Source organism: Dethiobacter alkaliphilus AHT 1, from assembly GCF_000174415.1.
Taxonomy (GTDB): domain Bacteria; phylum Bacillota; class Dethiobacteria; order Dethiobacterales; family Dethiobacteraceae; genus Dethiobacter; species Dethiobacter alkaliphilus.
In genome coordinates this window covers 62,252-79,623 of the sequence record NZ_ACJM01000010.1, presented here as the reverse complement: position 1 = coordinate 79,623, position 17,372 = coordinate 62,252, and the positions used below count along the sequence as shown (strand labels likewise).

The 17,372-nt window shown below is 47.0% G+C and carries 19 protein-coding genes; 13 read left to right on the top strand and 6 right to left on the bottom strand.

From position 1 onward, the window contains the following. Positions 1 to 23: 23 nt before the first annotated feature. The 7 genes from DEALDRAFT_RS10340 (at position 24) to DEALDRAFT_RS10310 (ending at position 6,491) form a co-directional block, all read left to right on the top strand. On the top strand, positions 24 to 1,094 hold the full coding sequence (locus tag DEALDRAFT_RS10340) for a sensor histidine kinase (protein WP_008517238.1): 1,071 nt from the start codon (positions 24 to 26) through the stop codon (positions 1,092 to 1,094). Continuing rightward, positions 1,095 to 1,718 carry a response regulator transcription factor gene (locus DEALDRAFT_RS10335; protein WP_008517237.1) on the top strand — a complete coding sequence of 208 codons (624 nt, stop codon included), beginning with the start codon at positions 1,095 to 1,097 and terminating at the stop codon, positions 1,716 to 1,718. Between the two features lie 65 nt (positions 1,719 to 1,783). Beyond that, the gene (locus DEALDRAFT_RS10330) at positions 1,784 to 1,987 is read left to right on the top strand and encodes a hypothetical protein (RefSeq protein ID WP_008517235.1); all 204 of its coding nucleotides are present in this window, start codon (positions 1,784 to 1,786) and stop codon (positions 1,985 to 1,987) included. Between the two features lie 136 nt (positions 1,988 to 2,123). After that, the gene (locus DEALDRAFT_RS16115; protein WP_008517234.1) at positions 2,124 to 2,948 is read left to right on the top strand and encodes a CAP domain-containing protein; all 825 of its coding nucleotides are present in this window, start codon (positions 2,124 to 2,126) and stop codon (positions 2,946 to 2,948) included. A 116-nt stretch (positions 2,949 to 3,064) separates the two neighbouring features. Then, a complete protein-coding gene (locus DEALDRAFT_RS16110; RefSeq protein ID WP_008517233.1) occupies positions 3,065 to 3,484 on the top strand; it encodes a c-type cytochrome in 420 nt (139 codons plus the stop codon). A 4-nt stretch (positions 3,485 to 3,488) separates the two neighbouring features. Continuing rightward, positions 3,489 to 4,955 (top strand): cbb3-type cytochrome c oxidase subunit I, encoded by a 1,467-nt coding sequence (locus DEALDRAFT_RS10315; protein WP_008517232.1) that lies wholly within the window; start codon positions 3,489 to 3,491, stop codon positions 4,953 to 4,955. A 126-nt stretch (positions 4,956 to 5,081) separates the two neighbouring features. Beyond that, positions 5,082 to 6,491, top strand: coding sequence for a sodium:solute symporter family protein (locus DEALDRAFT_RS10310; protein WP_083798742.1), 1,410 nt, complete (start codon positions 5,082 to 5,084; stop codon positions 6,489 to 6,491). Positions 6,492 to 6,503: 12 nt separating this feature from the next. Here DEALDRAFT_RS10310 and DEALDRAFT_RS16105 read toward each other — a convergent pair whose 3' ends face one another. The 3 genes from DEALDRAFT_RS16105 to DEALDRAFT_RS10295 all read right to left on the bottom strand — a co-directional run bounded on the left by DEALDRAFT_RS16105 (position 6,504) and on the right by DEALDRAFT_RS10295 (position 8,732). Next, complete coding sequence (locus tag DEALDRAFT_RS16105; protein WP_008517230.1) at positions 6,504 to 7,466, bottom strand: polysaccharide deacetylase family protein; 963 nt, start codon at positions 7,464 to 7,466, stop codon at positions 6,504 to 6,506. Between the two features lie 139 nt (positions 7,467 to 7,605). Continuing rightward, positions 7,606 to 8,046, bottom strand: coding sequence for a PPC domain-containing DNA-binding protein (locus DEALDRAFT_RS10300; protein ID WP_008517229.1), 441 nt, complete (start codon positions 8,044 to 8,046; stop codon positions 7,606 to 7,608). 20 nt (positions 8,047 to 8,066) lie between these two features. Further along, on the bottom strand, positions 8,067 to 8,732 hold the full coding sequence (locus DEALDRAFT_RS10295) for an HD domain-containing protein (RefSeq protein WP_008517228.1): 666 nt from the start codon (positions 8,730 to 8,732) through the stop codon (positions 8,067 to 8,069). Between the two features lie 170 nt (positions 8,733 to 8,902). Between DEALDRAFT_RS10295 and DEALDRAFT_RS10290 the strand changes: the two genes are divergently transcribed. The 3 genes from DEALDRAFT_RS10290 to DEALDRAFT_RS10280 all read left to right on the top strand — a co-directional run bounded on the left by DEALDRAFT_RS10290 (position 8,903) and on the right by DEALDRAFT_RS10280 (position 11,174). Continuing rightward, a complete protein-coding gene (locus DEALDRAFT_RS10290) occupies positions 8,903 to 10,153 on the top strand; it encodes an ATP-binding protein (RefSeq protein WP_008517227.1) in 1,251 nt (416 codons plus the stop codon). A 114-nt stretch (positions 10,154 to 10,267) separates the two neighbouring features. Next, positions 10,268 to 10,711, top strand: a complete 444-nt coding sequence (locus tag DEALDRAFT_RS10285) for a universal stress protein (RefSeq protein ID WP_008517226.1) — start codon at positions 10,268 to 10,270, stop codon at positions 10,709 to 10,711. A 34-nt stretch (positions 10,712 to 10,745) separates the two neighbouring features. Next, positions 10,746 to 11,174: a universal stress protein gene (locus DEALDRAFT_RS10280; protein WP_008517225.1), complete on the top strand. Its 429-nt coding sequence runs from the start codon at positions 10,746 to 10,748 to the stop codon at positions 11,172 to 11,174. Between the two features lie 114 nt (positions 11,175 to 11,288). Here DEALDRAFT_RS10280 and DEALDRAFT_RS10275 read toward each other — a convergent pair whose 3' ends face one another. After that, positions 11,289 to 11,900, bottom strand: a complete 612-nt coding sequence (locus DEALDRAFT_RS10275; RefSeq protein ID WP_008517224.1) for a LysM peptidoglycan-binding domain-containing protein — start codon at positions 11,898 to 11,900, stop codon at positions 11,289 to 11,291. 113 nt (positions 11,901 to 12,013) lie between these two features. Between DEALDRAFT_RS10275 and DEALDRAFT_RS10270 the strand changes: the two genes are divergently transcribed. Beyond that, the gene (locus DEALDRAFT_RS10270; protein WP_008517222.1) at positions 12,014 to 13,117 is read left to right on the top strand and encodes a CAP domain-containing protein; all 1,104 of its coding nucleotides are present in this window, start codon (positions 12,014 to 12,016) and stop codon (positions 13,115 to 13,117) included. 35 nt (positions 13,118 to 13,152) lie between these two features. On the opposite strand, the gene DEALDRAFT_RS10265 is transcribed toward DEALDRAFT_RS10270, so the two are convergent. Continuing rightward, positions 13,153 to 13,569 carry a hypothetical protein gene (locus DEALDRAFT_RS10265; RefSeq protein WP_008517221.1) on the bottom strand — a complete coding sequence of 139 codons (417 nt, stop codon included), beginning with the start codon at positions 13,567 to 13,569 and terminating at the stop codon, positions 13,153 to 13,155. 161 nt (positions 13,570 to 13,730) lie between these two features. Here DEALDRAFT_RS10265 and DEALDRAFT_RS10260 point away from each other — a divergent pair, with 161 nt between their 5' ends. Further along, positions 13,731 to 15,053, top strand: a complete 1,323-nt coding sequence (locus DEALDRAFT_RS10260; protein ID WP_040378888.1) for a PhoH family protein — start codon at positions 13,731 to 13,733, stop codon at positions 15,051 to 15,053. Positions 15,054 to 15,057: 4 nt separating this feature from the next. Here DEALDRAFT_RS10260 and DEALDRAFT_RS10255 read toward each other — a convergent pair whose 3' ends face one another. Further along, entirely contained in the window at positions 15,058 to 15,477 is a 420-nt protein-coding gene (locus tag DEALDRAFT_RS10255; protein WP_040378887.1) for a CBS domain-containing protein, read from the bottom strand. A gap of 357 nt (positions 15,478 to 15,834) precedes the next feature. On the opposite strand from DEALDRAFT_RS10255, the gene DEALDRAFT_RS10250 reads away from it, so the two are divergent. Then, positions 15,835 to 17,346 carry a peptide-binding protein gene (locus tag DEALDRAFT_RS10250; protein WP_143753440.1) on the top strand — a complete coding sequence of 504 codons (1,512 nt, stop codon included), beginning with the start codon at positions 15,835 to 15,837 and terminating at the stop codon, positions 17,344 to 17,346. Positions 17,347 to 17,372 lie beyond the last annotated feature (26 nt).

Sequence of the window (17,372 nt, the reverse complement as noted above, 5' to 3'; positions counted from 1 at the left end):
GAAAAAAGATGTTTGAGGTATTTATGAGATATATTATGCAGGGACTGTTTCTCCTGCAGCTGGTTTATCTGCTGGCTTCCGGAGAATCATTCCGCGTGGAAGAACTGCTGGTGGTGTTGTTGCTGGTGGGCGTTTATGTGGTTAAAGAGAGGTTTTGGCAGCATGTATCTCTGGTGGCACTGCAGCTGGTAATTGTGACGGCAGCCGTTTATGCGGGAATGCCGCTGTCAGTGTTGTATGCTTTGCTGGCCTTTGATTTTGCCTACCACCAGGTTTACATGGGAGTGGCCCTGAGCGTGGCGCTGATAATTTTCTTTAGCGTTTGGCGGGAAATGCCGCTGATTTTGCTTTTGGCAGCAACAGGTATACTGGCCGGCTATATTCTGCAGAGATGGGAAGCACAGTACACCGACTACTGCAAAAGACTGGATGATGAGCGGCATCTCAGATATTCGCTGGAGGAAGCCAGGAACAAGTTGATGGCCTCTGCCAAAGAAACGGCTCACCTGGCGGAAATAAAAGAGCGAAACCGCATCGCCCGGGAAATTCATGACAGCATCGGGCACAGTATTGCCGGCGTTTTGATTCAGATGCAGGTGGCCGGGCGTTTGGTGGGCAAAGATGACAATAAGGCCAAAGAGACTTTGCAGTTATGTACAGAGAAGTTGGCCGACGCTCTGACGGTGGCCCGCCAGACAGTATATAATCTAAAACCCCGGGAGAGGCTGGGCATAGAATATATCAAGAGGATAATCGGGGACTATACATTTTGTCCCGTTGAAGTTTCCTACCAGGGAGATTTTGACCTTATGCCTGCGGAGCATCTGGAGACTACCGCTGCCATTATTAAAGAAGCGCTGACCAATACGGTTAGGTATTCAAAAGCCACCCAGGTTGTAATAGAGTTATTAACCAATGAAAAGTACACCCGGTTAATGGTTAAAGATAATGGCATTGGGTGTGAAGTTATCCGGGAAGGCATGGGTATCAGCGGTATGAAGGAGCGGGTCCGGAACCTGGGAGGGAACCTGTCCATCAGTTGTGATGACGGTTTTATGATTGTCTGTATGCTGTATCGCCAAGGGGGTGCTTAGATGAAAGTTTTAATTGTAGACGATGATGCCTTAATCAGAGACGGTTTGAAAGTGCTTTTGGAAATGGAAGAGGGTTTTGAGGTAAGCGGCGTGGCTGCAAATGGCCGGGAAGCATATGAGCGGTGTGTGGAGAATAAGCCGGACATTGTGCTTATGGATGTGCGAATGCCGGTGATGGACGGAGTACTGGGGACCAAGCTGATTAAGGAGCATTACCAGGACATCAAGGTGGTAATACTTACTACCTTTAAGGATGATGAATACATTGCAGAGGCGGCAAGAAACGGGGCGGAAGGATATCTGTTGAAAAACCAGTCCCTGGATAGTATCGTGGACAGTTTACGGGTTGTGGGGGAAGGGAACACCGTTTTCCAAAAAGAAGTGGCGGGCACGCTACATGCAATCTTAAAAGGGGAAAAAAAGAAGGATCCCGCCAGTTTTCAGCTTACCAAGCGGGAGTTTGAAGTGCTAAAGTTGGTGGGTGAGGGGTTGTCCAATGATGAGATTGCCCAAAAGCTTTTTTTAACACCGGGCACAGTGCGAAATTATATTTCTAATCTATTGGTTAAGCTTAACCTGAGAGACAGGACGCAATTGGCCATCTTTTTTCATAAGAATTTTTAGCACCTGGGGCCGGTATAGCCTGCCAAACAGGGGGAAAGATACAGACAAAGCTAAAGGAGAATCCCATGACTGAAAGAAGGTCAGACGAAGATTATTTGCCTACAGAAGAGAATGAAGAACGCGCCATTAATCTATGGGATGCACTGGGATTTGACAATGGGGACGAATATACCCCGGATGAAATGCTGGATATTATAAACGCCAAGATAAACCACGGAGAATTAAAACTTGAAGAGATTAAAGCTGCTTTGGAACTGGTTGGAGATTGAAGTACCTGTATTAATGCAGGTACTTTTTTTGTTAGCTGGAAATATTAGCGCCAGAGGAAAATTTATGTAATTTTATAGTGAAGTTTGTCGCTGAGGATGGTAAAATAGAACAGAAGTAACTGCCGGAGGGACAGACATGACTAGACTAAAACCGCTAGCCGGAAAACTTCTGTTTGCAGGGGTAATTATTGTTTCAACATATTTATTTAATGTTATGCCGGGATCAGGGCAGATTGATTCCGGATTTACAGAAGAAGACATTACGCTTAAGAGGACAGAAATGGTATCATTGCGGGTGGTAGAGTCGGGCCCGGGAAGAGAAGCTGCCGGTAAGCAATCTGTTGCTGATACAGGAGAGGCTGCTTCAGAGGATACAGACCGCAAGGAGCCCGCGGCAGGGCCTGCAGAAGAAAGGCAGGCAGACGAGGCGACACCCTCTGCCGATTCCACACCTAAAGCTGAAGAAGAAACTGAAAAGCAAAATGACGCTTCACCACAAAACAGCCCGGACACTGCTGAAAACGCACCCGAGCCTAAACCTCAGGAGGATGAGGACCCACCTTTTCCTGCAGCCAGCCATTCCCAGGGAGAGACGCAAATGCTGGACAAGCTGAATCAGGAAAGGATTCAAAGAGACTTAGAGCCTCTTAAAACTTTTTCGTTGTTGGCGGATGTGGCCAGGCTAAAAAGCCGGGATATGGCGGAAAACGGTTATTTTTCCCATACTTCTCCAACTTACGGTACTCCGTTTGAAATGCTAACATCCTTTGGTATCAGTTATGGTTATGCTGGAGAGAATATTGCCGGTGCCGGCAGTGTAGGTTCCGCTCATAATAATTTTATGAAATCGTCAGGCCATAAAGAAAATATCCTGAATGAAAACTATACTCATGTAGGCATCGGCATTCAGGCCAGTGATAAATATGGTTTGACTTTTACACAGCTTTTTATCAGTCAGTAACTAAATAAGAAAACCGCAGAAGAAAGTTAGTGTCCCAAAACGGGAACACTAACTTTTTTCATAGAACGGGAAACTATTTACAATAATATAGGTAAAGCGTTAAAAGAGGAGAGCCAATGAAGAAAACAGAGATCTGGTATCTGCTCATCTCCCTTACTACTGTTATAGGTTTTGCTGTACTGATTTATTATTCCATCTTGCGGGTAAATCCTTCCGTAGTACCTCCTGAAGCTGCTGCAGGAAAGGAACTCTGGGAGAGACAAGGGTGCATGCAGTGCCATGCCATTATGGGCAGCGGCGGTTATTCGGCCAGTGATTTGACTGATGTGGTAACACGGCGGGGTGAAGGATGGTTGGAAGAGTTTTTCCTGGAACCACCTTTAATGGAGCCATCCCATAGGCGCCATCCCGGTTTGGCAGGGGCGGAGATTGTGCATATGCTGACGTTTTTGCGCCTGGTGGATGAGATAGATAATCTTGACTGGCCCCCGGCACCGCTAATTACAGTGCCTGAAGATTTGGAGACAAAGGATTGATGTCATGTTTAAGGCTCTGCGCCAAATTGGCGATTTCTTCTTTCACCGTCACAAGCCGGCGGCAAAAAAGGTAAAAGAGCCTGAATATGTATCTCAGGCGGTAGCCATACCCTATGCCCTTGTGACGTTATTGTTGTTGGCTTTCCAGGGCGTGGCGGCTACCTTTGGGGCAACTGAGGCTGTGTTTCCCAATCTGCCCAGCCCCGTTCGGGCAGAAGTGGGCCGTGCGGTACATCTGAATATAGCTGTTTTCTGGCCGCTGTTGGGGTCTATGGGTATGGTTTATTACTTTTTCATCCAGGAGGCGGAAAAAGAGCTCTACAGCCTTAGGCTGGCGTGGCTGCAGTTTTTTGTGCTTATCGCTTCCGGACTGGGAGCCATCACCTTTCTTGCTTTTGGTTTGATGCGCGGGATGGAATACAGAGAAGCGGCGCTGGTATTTGACCTGGGGATTGCTGTGGGACTGGCCATCTTTGTTTATAATCTGACCCGCACCTATTTTTTAAGTGCTGTTCGTGGCAGGGTCACAATGTTGGGGATGCTCTCAGGAGCCATATCCCTAATTGTCCTTTTTATTCCCAACCTGATAGAGTATGTGCATCCAACCATCGATGAAATAATCCGTTTCTGGGTAGTGCACATGTGGGAAGAACTCAGCAAAGAATTGCTCTTAATCGGGGCTTTGGTGGCTTTTTTACTAACTGTCGGCAAAGCCAGGAGAAAAACACTGGAGAAATTGCTTTTTCTGCAGCTTGCCCTGTTAATTGTGGGAGCAACCTTTGCTACCGGCCATCATTACTATTGGATCGGTACTCCTCCAATGTGGCTGTGGATAGGAGGGATATTTAGCGTCATTCAGGTGGCCGCCCTATTTTTGCTGGCGTACATCTTCTATCTTGGAATCCGGGAAGTCCCTTGGGGAAGCTTAAATTTTGGTGCCAGGCTGTCTCTTGGATTTACCTTTGCCAGTGTAGTTTATCATGTGGCAGGCGCAGCTATGCTGGGGATGCTTTTGGCGGTACCACACTTTAACCGCTATGCCAGGGCCACATATTTAACATCTTCCCATGCACATCTGGCGTTATTTGGGGCCGTTGGTATGCTGGTGCTGGCAGGCTGTACTTATATACTGACCCGGGACAGCCACTGGCCAAAACAGCAGAAAAATTGGGCTGTCTGGGGATTTCTGCTGCTAAACGCAGGACTGATAATCATGGGCGGAGCACTGGCGGTGGCAGGCTTGCTGCAGACTTATTTAGTGCGAATAGTGGGAATGGATTATGCCGTGGCCCACCAACTGCTTCATCCATATCTGTTAATGAGGGCTCTTGGAGGCGGTGTTTTTGCTGTGGGCGGTCTGCTTTATGCAGGGGCTGTCCTTTATGTCCTCTGGCTGCGCCGCCATAATTTACTACAGAGTTTGCTGCAGAAAAGGGAGACAAATGAAAAAAAAGTGGATGACGAGGCCTAAACAATTGTAAGAAAGCAGATGCAAAAGGCTATGATGTGATATAGCCTTTTTACTTTGCAGGGATTAAATGGCTACTTCTGTAATAATTATGAATTATACACCTCGCAGACGAGAAAGGATTAGATCATGACTCTTTCCGGCCAACATGGAGTAGGGATGGTATTAACACTATTATTAATTGTTTTTCTGGGAAGCTATTCGGGTAAAAAGGTCCAGAATTCTCAGGACTTTTCCGTAACCGGGAGAAAGGCGGGCAGCATTCTGGTGGCGGGAACCATCATGGGAACGCTGGTGGGAGGCGCTTCTACGGTGGGGACAGCGCAATTGGCCTTTATGTACGGTTTTTCCGCCTGGTGGTTTACACTGGGAGGAGGAATAGCCTGTTTTTTTCTGGGCATTTTCCTGGCCAGGCCTTTGTGGCAACGGACAGAGGAAACGGTAACAGGAATTTTGCAAACGGAGTATGGCAGAGCAGCCGGCGTTCTTGCCGTGATTTTTGTTTCCCTGGGAATTTTTTTTAATATTGTTCCGCAGATTATGTCCTCTTCGGCATTGCTGGTCACTGTTCTGCCGCTGTCTGTCCGTTATGCGCCCATGGTAGCGGTGATTCTGATGGGCATCTATGTGCTGTCCGGTGGTGTATGGGCTACGGGTCTAATCGGCACGGCAAAGATTATACTCACGGTACTTTCTCTGATGTTATGTGGCGGCTTTGCTCTGTACCACATGGGAGGGCCGGCCGGTATAGCTACAGCATTTCCCCGGTTTCCCTGGTTTAGTTTATTTGGACGCGGGGTAAACCAGGATTTGGCAGCTGCCTTTTCCCTCTTTGTGGGGGTGTTGTCCAGCCAGATTTATTTTCAGGCGGTACTGGCGGCCGGGGATGTGGCCAAAGCAAAGCGGGGCGCACTGCTTAGCGCCGTTATCGGGCCTTTGATAGGCCTTGCAGGGATTATGGTAGGGTTGTTTATGCGTATTAATCACCCGGATATTATTCCAGCGCAGGCCCTGCCTTTGTTTGTGCTTGGTTATCTGAACCCCTGGCTGGCGGGAGTGGTATTGGCTACTTTGCTTTTAGCGGCTGTGGGTACCGGCGCCGGGCTCACTTTGGGAGTTAGCACCATGCTTTGCCGCGATATTTTTCAGCCCATTTGTCCGAATGTAAAGGAGCGCGGGATTTTGTTGGCTTTTAGGCTGTTTATTGCCCTGATCCTTTTTGTGGGTCTTTGCGTAATCTATCTGGCCGGCGGCAGTGAAATCATCCTGGAGTGGAGTTATCTGTCCCTGGGACTGCGTGGAGCTACCATATTTTTCCCGCTGCTGGGTGTGCTTTATTTGGGTGGGAAAGTTTCACCACAGGCGGGGACACTGGCGGTGGTGGCCGGTCCGGCAAGTGTGATTGCGGCGGGGATCTTCATGCCCTGGGAGTTAAATCCTCTGTATATCGGCCTGGTGGTCAGTATAACATTTATCATTGGCGGGCTTGTCCATAAAGCTTACCGAAAAACAAATCAGCCTTACTCGGAGCAAGGCTGATTATTTTTCTGCTTATCTATGTTTTACTTCGATAGCCCCGGGGCTGAGGGCGGAAAAACTATAGCCTCTTTCCGTAAGCTCGGCAATGATTTGCGGCAGCGCTTCCACGGTAGACTTTTTCGTGCGGCTGTCATGAAACAGGACCACTATATCTCCGGCTATACCATCAGCCCCACTGAGGACGTTTTTCACAATTTCAGCACTGGGAGGCGTTTCGGTACCGTCTCCGGAATAAACATTCCAGTCAAAATAATCATAATCAAGAGCTTTTATTTCACCAATTAGTTCCCCAACGATATTGTAGCCGGAAGTCTTTTGAGCCATGGCGCTTTGGGTTCCCCCGGGAAACCGCATCATATCGGTGCGTATACCGGTTTCCTGGTAAAGGAATTCTTCAAGCCTCAGAAAGTCTGCCAGGAAGGCCTCCGTAGACTGGTAGATTTCTGCAAAGTTATGGGTGTAGGTGTGGTTTGCCAGCCTGTGACCTTCATTTACAATCCGCTTGTAAACCGATTCCTCTCCGGAAACATTGTTGCCGGTCACAAAAAATGTGGCCGGGATGTTTTCCTGTTTTAGAATTTCCAAGATGGCCAGGGTGTTTTTACTGGGGCCGTCGTCGAAGGTAAGGTATGCTGTGGGTCCACTGCCGCCGTAATGGTTCTCCTGGGGCTTTTGTTTTGTTTCTTGAGGTTGTTTTGCTTTAGGTTGCTGCTCTTCTTTAAATGACTCCTCTTCCTGGGGTTTTTCTTCTTTGTCAGGCAATTGATATGCGGCTAAATCCTTTTCCAGTTCATTAACCCGGTTTTTCAGAAAAGTGTTCTGTTCGCGCAGTGTGTGGTTATGACGATTGACCTTTCTTACTTCATCCTTTAGAGCAGAGAATTGCTTGTTGTAATGTATCATGCCTATACTGCCGCCGGCCAAAAGCAGGGCGACAATTACTGCAGCTGTTATCAGACGTGCTCTGTTTGACATATTGGCCCCTCCCTCGACAATCTCTTTACTCCCATAGTATGACAGGTTTGTTAGGAAGGGGTTAAGTGTTTCTTAGTACCGCTTAAAAATGTGTTAATTCTTCCTAATATAGAAAAAAAAAGAATCAGCTTTTGCTGATTCAGGGTTGGAGCAGGGCAAAGCCGCTTTTATTGTCAAGAACCCTTTTGCTGTCTACGCCCAGAATTTCACAGAGAACCACTTCACCTACCAGCCAGGTTTTTACTCCGGGCCTGAGGCAGCCGGTGGTGGTTTTGCCGGCCCTGCCCAAAGAAGCGTGGAGATGTAGCTGGGGGCGGCCGTCATCACCGGGGACCAGTACTCCGGTACCGGTGATTTCATGAGCGCCGTCCACCGGCAGCACCATTGGGCTTGGAGGCATCTCGTATGTGCGGCGAGGACCGGTGACTACCTCGCCGGAGCCAATACCACCGATTATGTTTACAAACCCCACTTTGATGTTGTTTTCTGCTGCGAAGTTCTCAATACAGCCGGGGACCACGTCACCCTCTTCCAGGCGTATGACAAAAACACGCCCGATTTTACCTTCCGTTGCTTTCATGAAAATCACCCCACTTTGTTTTACAATAGTTTTGTAGTATTCATTATCAGTTCAAAATTGCCGCCTAAAAAGGCTGCTGCTTTACGGCACATCATCATTCTGGTCAGAAATATTTCAAAATACTCCATCTTTGAAGAGATGGAGGTGTCCACCTTCAGATAGAGTGAAACACTTTTTTCTTTGCCGTCCACCGTCAGTGTGGATTCTTCCACGGCGTAGTTTACACGGTCATGGATGTCAAAGGTGACAAGTTCGGTGTTTCTAACACGGGTGCGGCGCACATCACTTTTGTCAGCCAGAATTAAGGCGGCTGCCAGGGCGTTAATGGGTTTACCGTTGCCTTCATCGTGATTGCCGATGGCTGCTGAAACCAGCGCAATTTCCGCCGGATCCATACCGATTCGGGTTAGGATATTAAAGGCCAGAATGGCTCCGGACTGGGCGTGTCCGTCTCTGTTGATGAGGTTGCCGATATCGTGCATATAGCCGGCGATTTTGCCCAACTCCGCTTCTCTTTCACTGAAGCCGAACTCCAAAAGAATTGTTCCCACCGTTTCCGCCACTTTATTGGCGTGGACAAAGGCATGCTCGGTAAAGCCCAGAGCGCTTAACAGGTCGTCTCCTTTTTGGATATAAGTGCGGAGTTCCGCATTGTTTTTTATTTCGGTGTAGCTGATCTTTTCCATCTATTTACCTCCTGCCGGATATTTTACCCTGTTCCAGTTTAACCAATCCTGGTATGGATAATCAAGGGATTTTAATACTTTGTGGTTCAAAGTAGGAATATTGAGAATGTTTGCAGAATAGTAATATTGAATTTGCTAACTATATTCATCTGCGGAAGGCGGTATCAATAATGGGACATTTAGTGGGAAAGGATGTTTATCGGAAGCTGGGCAGTAAAATGGATTCCATGCAGGTAAGGGTGCCGTGGAATGAAAAACTCTATGAAATCCTTAAAGAACTTTATACACCGGAAGAAGCAGAAGTATACTGTAAAATGCCTTATGCTTTATCAAGTCTGGATAAGATTGCCAGAGTCAGTGGTTTGGACACTGAGTTTCTGGAAAAAACACTGTATTCGCTGTGTTCTAAAGGATTGGTTATTGATATCTGGGTGAAAGGTAAATATCGTTATATGCCCTCACCCATGGTCATTGGCGTTTTCGAATTTACAATGATGAGAACGGGTGAAAACACCGATTCAAAGCATTGGGCCCGACTCTTTCATCAGTACCTAAGCGATGAGGATTTTATTGCCGCCAACTACAAAGACGGGCAGCGCATTTCACCGCTTCGGGCCCTGCCCTATGAATCGGCTCTGGGTGAACATGTGGAAATCCTGGATTATGAAAAAGCCACCGCCATTATTGAAAAAGCCGACAAGTTTGCCATTGGCCTTTGCTCCTGTCGGCATGAAAAAATGCATGTGGGAGAGAAGCAATGTGATGTGCCGCTGGAAATGTGTTCGTCCATGGGTAAGTCGGCAGATTACTTAATCCGGAATAATCTGGCCAGGGAGGTTTCCAAAGAAGACGCTTTGGAAAATTTAGCCCGGTCATTGCAATATGGCCTGGTTTTAAACGCCGATAATGTGCAGAAAAATGTTTCCTTTATCTGTCATTGCTGCAAATGCTGCTGTAACGCTTTGGCCGGAATCAGTCGCTTTGGCTATGCCAATGCTGTGGTTACCTCTTCTTTTATCGCTGCGGTTTTGGAGGGTTGTACAGGTTGCGGCAAGTGTGTACAGGCCTGTCCTGTTGACGCCATTGGGGTGACAGATAAGGAGGAGAAAAAAGCCCAAATCGATACTGAGTATTGCCTGGGTTGCGGGGTGTGTACTGTACAATGTCCCACTAAGGCCCTTGTCCTCAAGAAACGTAAGCAGAAAGTGCTGCATCCGGAAAACACCTTTGAAAGGGTCCTGTTGCAGTCTCTGGAACGGGATACGCTGCCGGATTTGCTGTTTGCGCACCCCGAGGGTATGACGCCCAAATTGATGAAGGGTATGCTTGGCGGATTTTTGCGCTTGCCAGGAATGAAAAGAGCACTGATGAGCGATGCTCTCCGCTCCAGGTTTCTAGACAGAATGAAAGCCATGTCCTGAAGTTGTCCCTAAATTATGAAAATTTGATTAACGCTTTTCTAAATCGCAGGAATTATCCTTTATATAACCGAAGTTCATGGCATAGAGAACCAGGAATATAAAGGAGGAGTTTATATGGAAAAAATTTTAGTAGCCACAGACGGATCGGAAACTGCAAACAAAGCTTTGGGATATGCGCTGCAGTTGGCGGAGGCCCTGAAGGCAGATATTACCGTCATATCCGTGGCGCAGGAAGTTCCTATGGCAATGAGTCATGAAGGGATAACCAATGCGGACATAGCCAGATTTAAGGATAACATGTTGGAAAACATGAAAAAAAGTGCTCAGGAAGCCCTAAACAAAGCGGAAAAGCTGTTTGAGCAAAAAGGTGTAGCCGTTAATACCAGACTGGAAGTTGGCGATCCGGCCAGGGTTATCACCGATGTGGCGGAGAAAGAAAGCTTTGACCAGGTGATAATCGGCAGCCGCGGGCTGGGCGGCATTAGAGGTATGGTGCTGGGTAGTGTAAGCAACAAGGTTGTAAACTCGGTAAAAACCAATGTGACGGTTATCAGGTAAAACAACAAATACAAAAATGAGGGGAAGATTTCCCATGAAAATACTGGTGGCCACCGATGGCTCTGATACATCCAGGAAGGCTTTGCAATATGTGAAGGAAATTGCCGCCCCCCTAAAAGCGGAAGTAACCGTTTTGTCAGTGGCTCAGGAACTGGCTCAGCTCCGTGCCCATGAAGCTTATGCAGAGGTGCATAGTTTTGATATCAATATTGCAGAGGCAATGAAAAAAATTGCCGAGAACGCTTTGGCAGAAGCTGAAAAAATGTTAGCCGGACTTTCTGTTACCACCAGGCTGGAAACAGGCGACCCGGCTGGTGTGATTTGCCGGATTGCCCAGGAGGGTGATTTCGACCAAGTCGTACTGGGCAGCAGGGGCTTAGGCGGTCTGAAAGGCATGTTTCTGGGCAGTGTAAGCAATAGAGTAGTTAATTGTTCACAAACCAATATTACCGTTGTAAAATAGCTAAAATAATGGAACTTTGCAGAAGTGCTATACACAAAAGCTTGCTCTGAGGGAACCGAACAGAGCAAGCTTTGTTGTTGCCCCGGTTGGGGCGAGGTAAAGCAGTGTATCATGCTACGGGCGTCTGACCAAAAGTTCTTCCGGAGGACCGCAAATCCTTTCCGTACAACCCACTATAAACAGCGAACCGCGAATTCCCCGGGGGACATCCCAGACGAAACGGACGGAGCGGCTTGGAGGAACCAATGTTCTTTCTCCGATGAGAAAAGATGGCCGGAAAATTTTTCTTCTGCTGGGGACAAAGAAGAAGTAAACCTGATTGACAGGTTCGGAGAACACCACCCGGATGAATGTTCTTGGTGCCAGGCTAACAAAACCGTTCATAACACGCAGCGGGTTACCCATGGAATCCAACAGTTCCACAAATAATACTTTTGGTCCTGCCGGGAGAAGTTTGTGAGCGGGCAAAACATCAACAACATCGGGAATACAGATTCTTTGCCGGATAAAAAGAGTGCCGGAGCGAGAGCTAATCTGAGGATTCGCCTGCAAGAGCTGCATCACGGAACAGTTAAACTTTCTGGCTATAGAGTAAAGAGTATCTCGCGGCCTGACCACGTACATGAAGCCGTCACAGGTCTGGGGAGGACTGGGGATAATGTCGGTTGTGGGGGCATATGTGGCACGACGGGAACCGGAAATGCCTTTTATCTTTTTGGGGGCCATGGCATCAACCTCCTTTATTTATCGTATATTAAATATTATATGGTCAGTCTAAATAAGGTGTGATATAAGTTGTTTTGCTGTATAATTGAAGAAAAGCATAAGGGGATAGCTAGATGAAAAAGCAGCGTGGCTTCAGTATATTTGTATTGCTTGCTATGCTTATATTTCTAAGCGGTTGTCCGGGGATTCCCTGGCCGCAGACTATGTCGGAAGAAGACACTGTAACCGGAGATCCGGAACCGGCAGATCCCATAGAGGATGTGCCTGCGGGCAGTGATTCGGAAAGGGTGCCATCCGAGGCGGGGGGTGGGCAAATTAGCTTGTACCATGATATAACGGCGGAAAACGTAGAAAAAATGAATGAGGAGAGATACATAAACGGCCAATCACCCCTTGTTCTCAACGAAGAATTATCCCAGGTGGCAAATTGGGTTGCTCAGCGCTACCTTGCAGCTGAAGGAGAAGTCACTACCGGGGAAATACAACAGAAACTGGAGCCGTATCCCCAATTGGCGGCTACCACTTTTACTCTTAATCAGGTTTCTGCCACAGGCGCAAATAATCAGCGTTTTGTAGAGTGGTTTGCCCAAAAAACTACAGATGATATTACCGAATCAGAAAATGTCCGCAATAACCTGCTAAATGCCCGGATGCGCAAGGTTGGAGTGGCTTGTGTTGGTAAAACGGTGGTTGAAGAGGGCACAGAGCAATATAAAATGGTTTTTGTCTGGCTCTTTATGCCGGAGTCGCCGCCTGCCGGCACCGTTTTCTCTGAGGGCATTGCCAAAGAAAATATTGCCCTTCTCAATACGGAGCGGGAAGGCCAGGGTTTAGGCGTGCTGCAGCCCCATGCAGAATTAGATGCACTGGCTCAGTTAAAAGCTAAAGATATTCTCCAGAATCTCCCCTATAATGAATTGGCCCATGATTCAGCGGAATTGGGTACGCCGCATGAGATGATTACAGCGCATATAAGCCCTGTTCCAGCATCAACGGCGGAAAACCTGTGGACCCAGTATGGCAGTTTTCACGCCGATTTTATGACGGATATTGCCCAAAAAGCTCATAGTGGCTTAATGAACTCCCCGGGGCACCGCAAAAATATGATGGAGCCGGCTTTTACCCATATAGGGGTAGGGGTGGCCGCCGCTGTGGTTGATGGAGAGGACGGCAAACTCTACAAGGTTGTGCTGGTTCAGTTGTTTATCAAAGAATAAAGCCCTGCTTCAAATTTTGAAGCAGGGCTTTTCCCTTAAGCAAGGTCGATTAAATCCCGGGTGAAGTCTATTAGAAAGTTTTTATGTTCATTATCATAATTTTCACGGCTGTTGAGCCGGATGACGGCTCCATCGGTAAATGTTACTGTTAAAACCTTGTCACCTTCGGCAGACTCGGTTAGTTCAGTTTTTTCAACGGCTGTCAGGTCATAAACGGTAATTTGGGAGGTTTTAGCATTATAGAGGTATCTGGCTGCGAACAGTTTGTTCTTGGTGCTGAGGATGTAGAGCTCTAATTCATTATTTTCGTCGTTAAAAAGATGCCTGACATAGCTGTTTTTAAAGTCATCCTCACGCAGCAGTTCCATTACTTTTTTTAACAGAATAAAAAGCAGGCGTGATTTTTCCCAGTTGGTCTGCTTGGCCAATCTGCGTAATTCTTCGTACGTCAATTTTTCCCACTCCTTTCTTTTGGCCCGAATTAAACCATTTCACTATCTATGCCAAACTTTACCATTATTTTTTTTTCCCTCGGGAGGTGAAAGACGCTTTCTTTTCATATATATGAAATAAGAAAAGGGCGAAACGGATTCAGTTAAAGGAGTGACTTTTTCTGAAAAAAACATACATTCTGGACACAAGTGTACTATTGCAATCACCGTACTCTTTACTGGCGTTTCAGGAAAATGAAGTGGTTTTACCCGAAGTGGTACTGGAGGAGCTGGATAATAAGAAAAAAGATGTAAACTATGAAATCCGTGCCAATGTGCGCTGGATTGCCCGCTTCCTTGATGAATTGCGTAAACAGGGCAGTCTGTATCAGGCAGTAGCGCTGCCTAACGGCGGGGAATTGAGAGTGGAAATGAACTGTCTGGAAGAAATTGAACTGCCCCAGTCCTGGGCCCAGTTTAAAACGGACAACAGGATTCTGGCGGTGGCCAGAGGTCTGCAAAAACACAACCGACCGGTGATAATTGTTACCAAAGATATTTTCCTGCGGATAAAAGCTGATGTGTTAGGTATTCAGGCTCAGGACTACCGTAATGAACAGGTTGAGTTTGATATAGATGAACAGTATACGGGGTGGGCCGAAGAAATTGTGCCGGATGGGTTGCTGGATGAACTGTATGCCAGTGGTAGTATTGCCTGGGATAAAAACATGCTTGTCAATAAATTTATTCTTTTAAAGTCTGATATTAATGAGCAGAAGACGGCGTTGGCCCGGTATGATCAGAGGCGTTTAAACCTGCTAAGGGATACAAAACCCGATTTTTATAATTTTAAGCTCAATTTATTGCAGAAGTTTGCCCGGGAGGCTTTGCGGGACGATAATATCCCCCTGGTTACCATCATGGGAGCCACCGGCAGCGGCAAAACACTTTTGGGTTTAGGAGTGGGGTTGGAAAAAACATTGGATGAGAGCGTTTACAGGCGTATGCTAATTTGCCGTCCGTCTGTGACCATGGGCGAGGACATTGGGTTTTTGCCCGGAGATGAAAAAGATAAAATTGCTCCTTATATGAGGCCCATCTATGATAATCTGGAACAGTTGATTCATTCACGGGCGGAACGGGAAGAACATGAAAAAGAACTGGACAGCAAAATCTCCTATTTGTTTATGAGCCGTAAAGTTGTGACCGAAGCCATTGCTTATTTGCAGGGCCGGTCCATCGTGGGCCAGTATATCCTCATCGATGAAGCACAGAACCTGACACCAAAACAAGCCAAAGGGATTATAACCCGTGCCGGGGAGGGGACAAAAATTGTCCTGGTCGGTGACCCGGAACAGATCAATAATCCGTTTTTAGATTCCCGCACCAATGGATTGTCCTGGGCGGTGGAAAAAATGAAGGGCAGTGCTTTGCATGCCCATATTACTCTGACCGAAACTAAGCGTTCTCCGCTGGCCATGGAGGCCGGAAAACTGATGAAATAAGTGGTTAACAGGAACCGTTTTTTGCCAGCAACTGTCTGCTAAAATATTCAATGATTTCCCGTCGACGGATGATGCCGATGAATACCCCTTCGTCATCCACCACAGGGATAAAGTTCTGAGTAATGGCAAGGTTTAGCAGATTATCTATTTTTGCTTCAATTCGTACAGGTTCGTTCTCAATGCGCAGTGGAACGTCTTTTAAAGAAATTTTCTCTGTATTTTCAAAGGTAAGGTCCGGTGTATTTTTCATTTTCCACAATAAATCACCTTCGGTAATGGTGCCCACATAGCGACCGTCCGGATCCACCAGAGGTACGGCAGTATAGCGGTGGTATTCCATCCGTTCAATGGCCTGACGCATTGTGCAGGTTACGGGGAGGAATACCACTTCTTTTTTTGGAATCAGAAAAAATGCGATATTAATGGAAATAACCCCTTTCCGGTTGATGTCATGTTTCCTAGCTAAGTCTATGCTAAAAATTCAATATTGTTCCCTAAATCCCTGCCGGCTAAAAAGTGGTTTTCTTAACACAAGGTTAAAACTGAAAAGTGCGACCATATTCTACATTGGTCAACATTTTTTACCTTTTTGGCAGGGAAATGCTTACATATTCGCGAACATTACTGATTATATTTGCAAATCTAAAGAAAAACCATTAAGGGGGAGGTCAACCTGTTTAGAAAAGCATTTATTCTCCTGTTTATATTGACAATAGTGGCCGCTATCACTGTATCTTGTGCACCGTCCGGTGAAGAGGCAAACAATCCTTTGGTGTTGGGAATGCAGGTAGATATAGAAACACTGAATCCAATCCTGACGGAATCCGCCAATGAAGCCGACGTGTTAAACGGTATTTTTTCTACCCTGATTAAGGTAAACGAGGAAATGGAGTTTGAACCCGATTTACTGGTTCAGCTGCCTGAGGTAAGCGAAGACGGGCTGGAATATCGCTTTGAGCTGCGTGACGATGTCCTCTTTCATGACGGCGAGAAACTTACCGCAGAAGATGTGTACTTTACATATCAAATGAAGATTGCCGAAAATAATGCGGTTCCTTCCCGGATGATGTGGGATAAAATTAAAGAATTTACGGTGACCGATCCGTACAGCTTTACCATTACCCTGTATGAACCCGATGTTACCTGGCTTGAATATTGGGCTTATGCCGATGCTTCCATTGTGCCAAAGCATCTGGTGGAAGAAGAGTTTCTGGCAAATGGCGAGGAACTGAGCAAAGGCGGTGATTTTTCCCGCAACCCCATAGGATCCGGCCCCTACGAGCTGGTGGAATGGGAGACAAGCGACTATATACTTTTGGCAGCTTTTGAGGATTACTACCGGGGTCAACCGGAAATCGGGCAGGTAGTATTTAAAATTATCCCCGATGCCAACACTTTGCTGGCACAGTTTGAAACCGGTGAGATTGATATTTATGACAGAGCGCAGCCCGGCCAATATGAAGCGCTGGTCTCCTTACAGGAAAATGGACAGGCCATCGAAGTATACCAATACCCCGGTTTTGTGTATATGCACGCCGACTTCAACCTGCGCCTGGCCAAGTTTCAGGATAAAGAGGTTCGGCAGGCACTAAACTATGCCTTTCCCCAGGAAGAGTTCATCGCAACTGTTCTGGGAGGTGTGGGGACTCCGGCGTACTCCGACACACCGCCAGTGAGTTGGGCCTATAATCCTGATATAAGACAGTATAGCTATAATCCGGATAAGGCTGAAGAGCTCCTGGAGGAGGCCGGTTGGGTCCGCGGTGATGACGGTGTGCGGGAAAAGAACGGTGAACGTCTGGCCTTTACCATCACCACCATAGCGGGAAATCCTGCCTATGCCAGTTACCAGGAAATTGCCAAGCAGGAATGGGAAGCCATTGGTGCAGAAGTGGAACTGGAAAGCTTCGACGGGCCCATGTTCGGTGATGCCCTTACCAGTATGAATTTTGATGTAATCGTTTTTGCCTGGTCCAGCGGATTTGATCCGGACAGTACACCTATCTGGCATTCCACTCAGATTCCCGACGAATACGGAACGGGCCAGAACTATGCAGGCTATAAAAATGACCGCGTAGATGAGTTGTTGGAAGCAGGGCTTAAAATTTCAGACCGGCAGGAACGGATTGAGATTTATCATGAAGTACAGGAAATCCTGGCTGAAGAGCTGCCCAGCCTATTTGTTTACTTTATGAACAGCGTGGTAGCAGTTCCTGATAATTTGGAAAACTTTAGACCTAATCCCACTCAGGCCAATAATACCTGGAACATGTATGAGTGGAAATGGAATTAAGCTGTAATAACTGAAGAAAGCGGGGG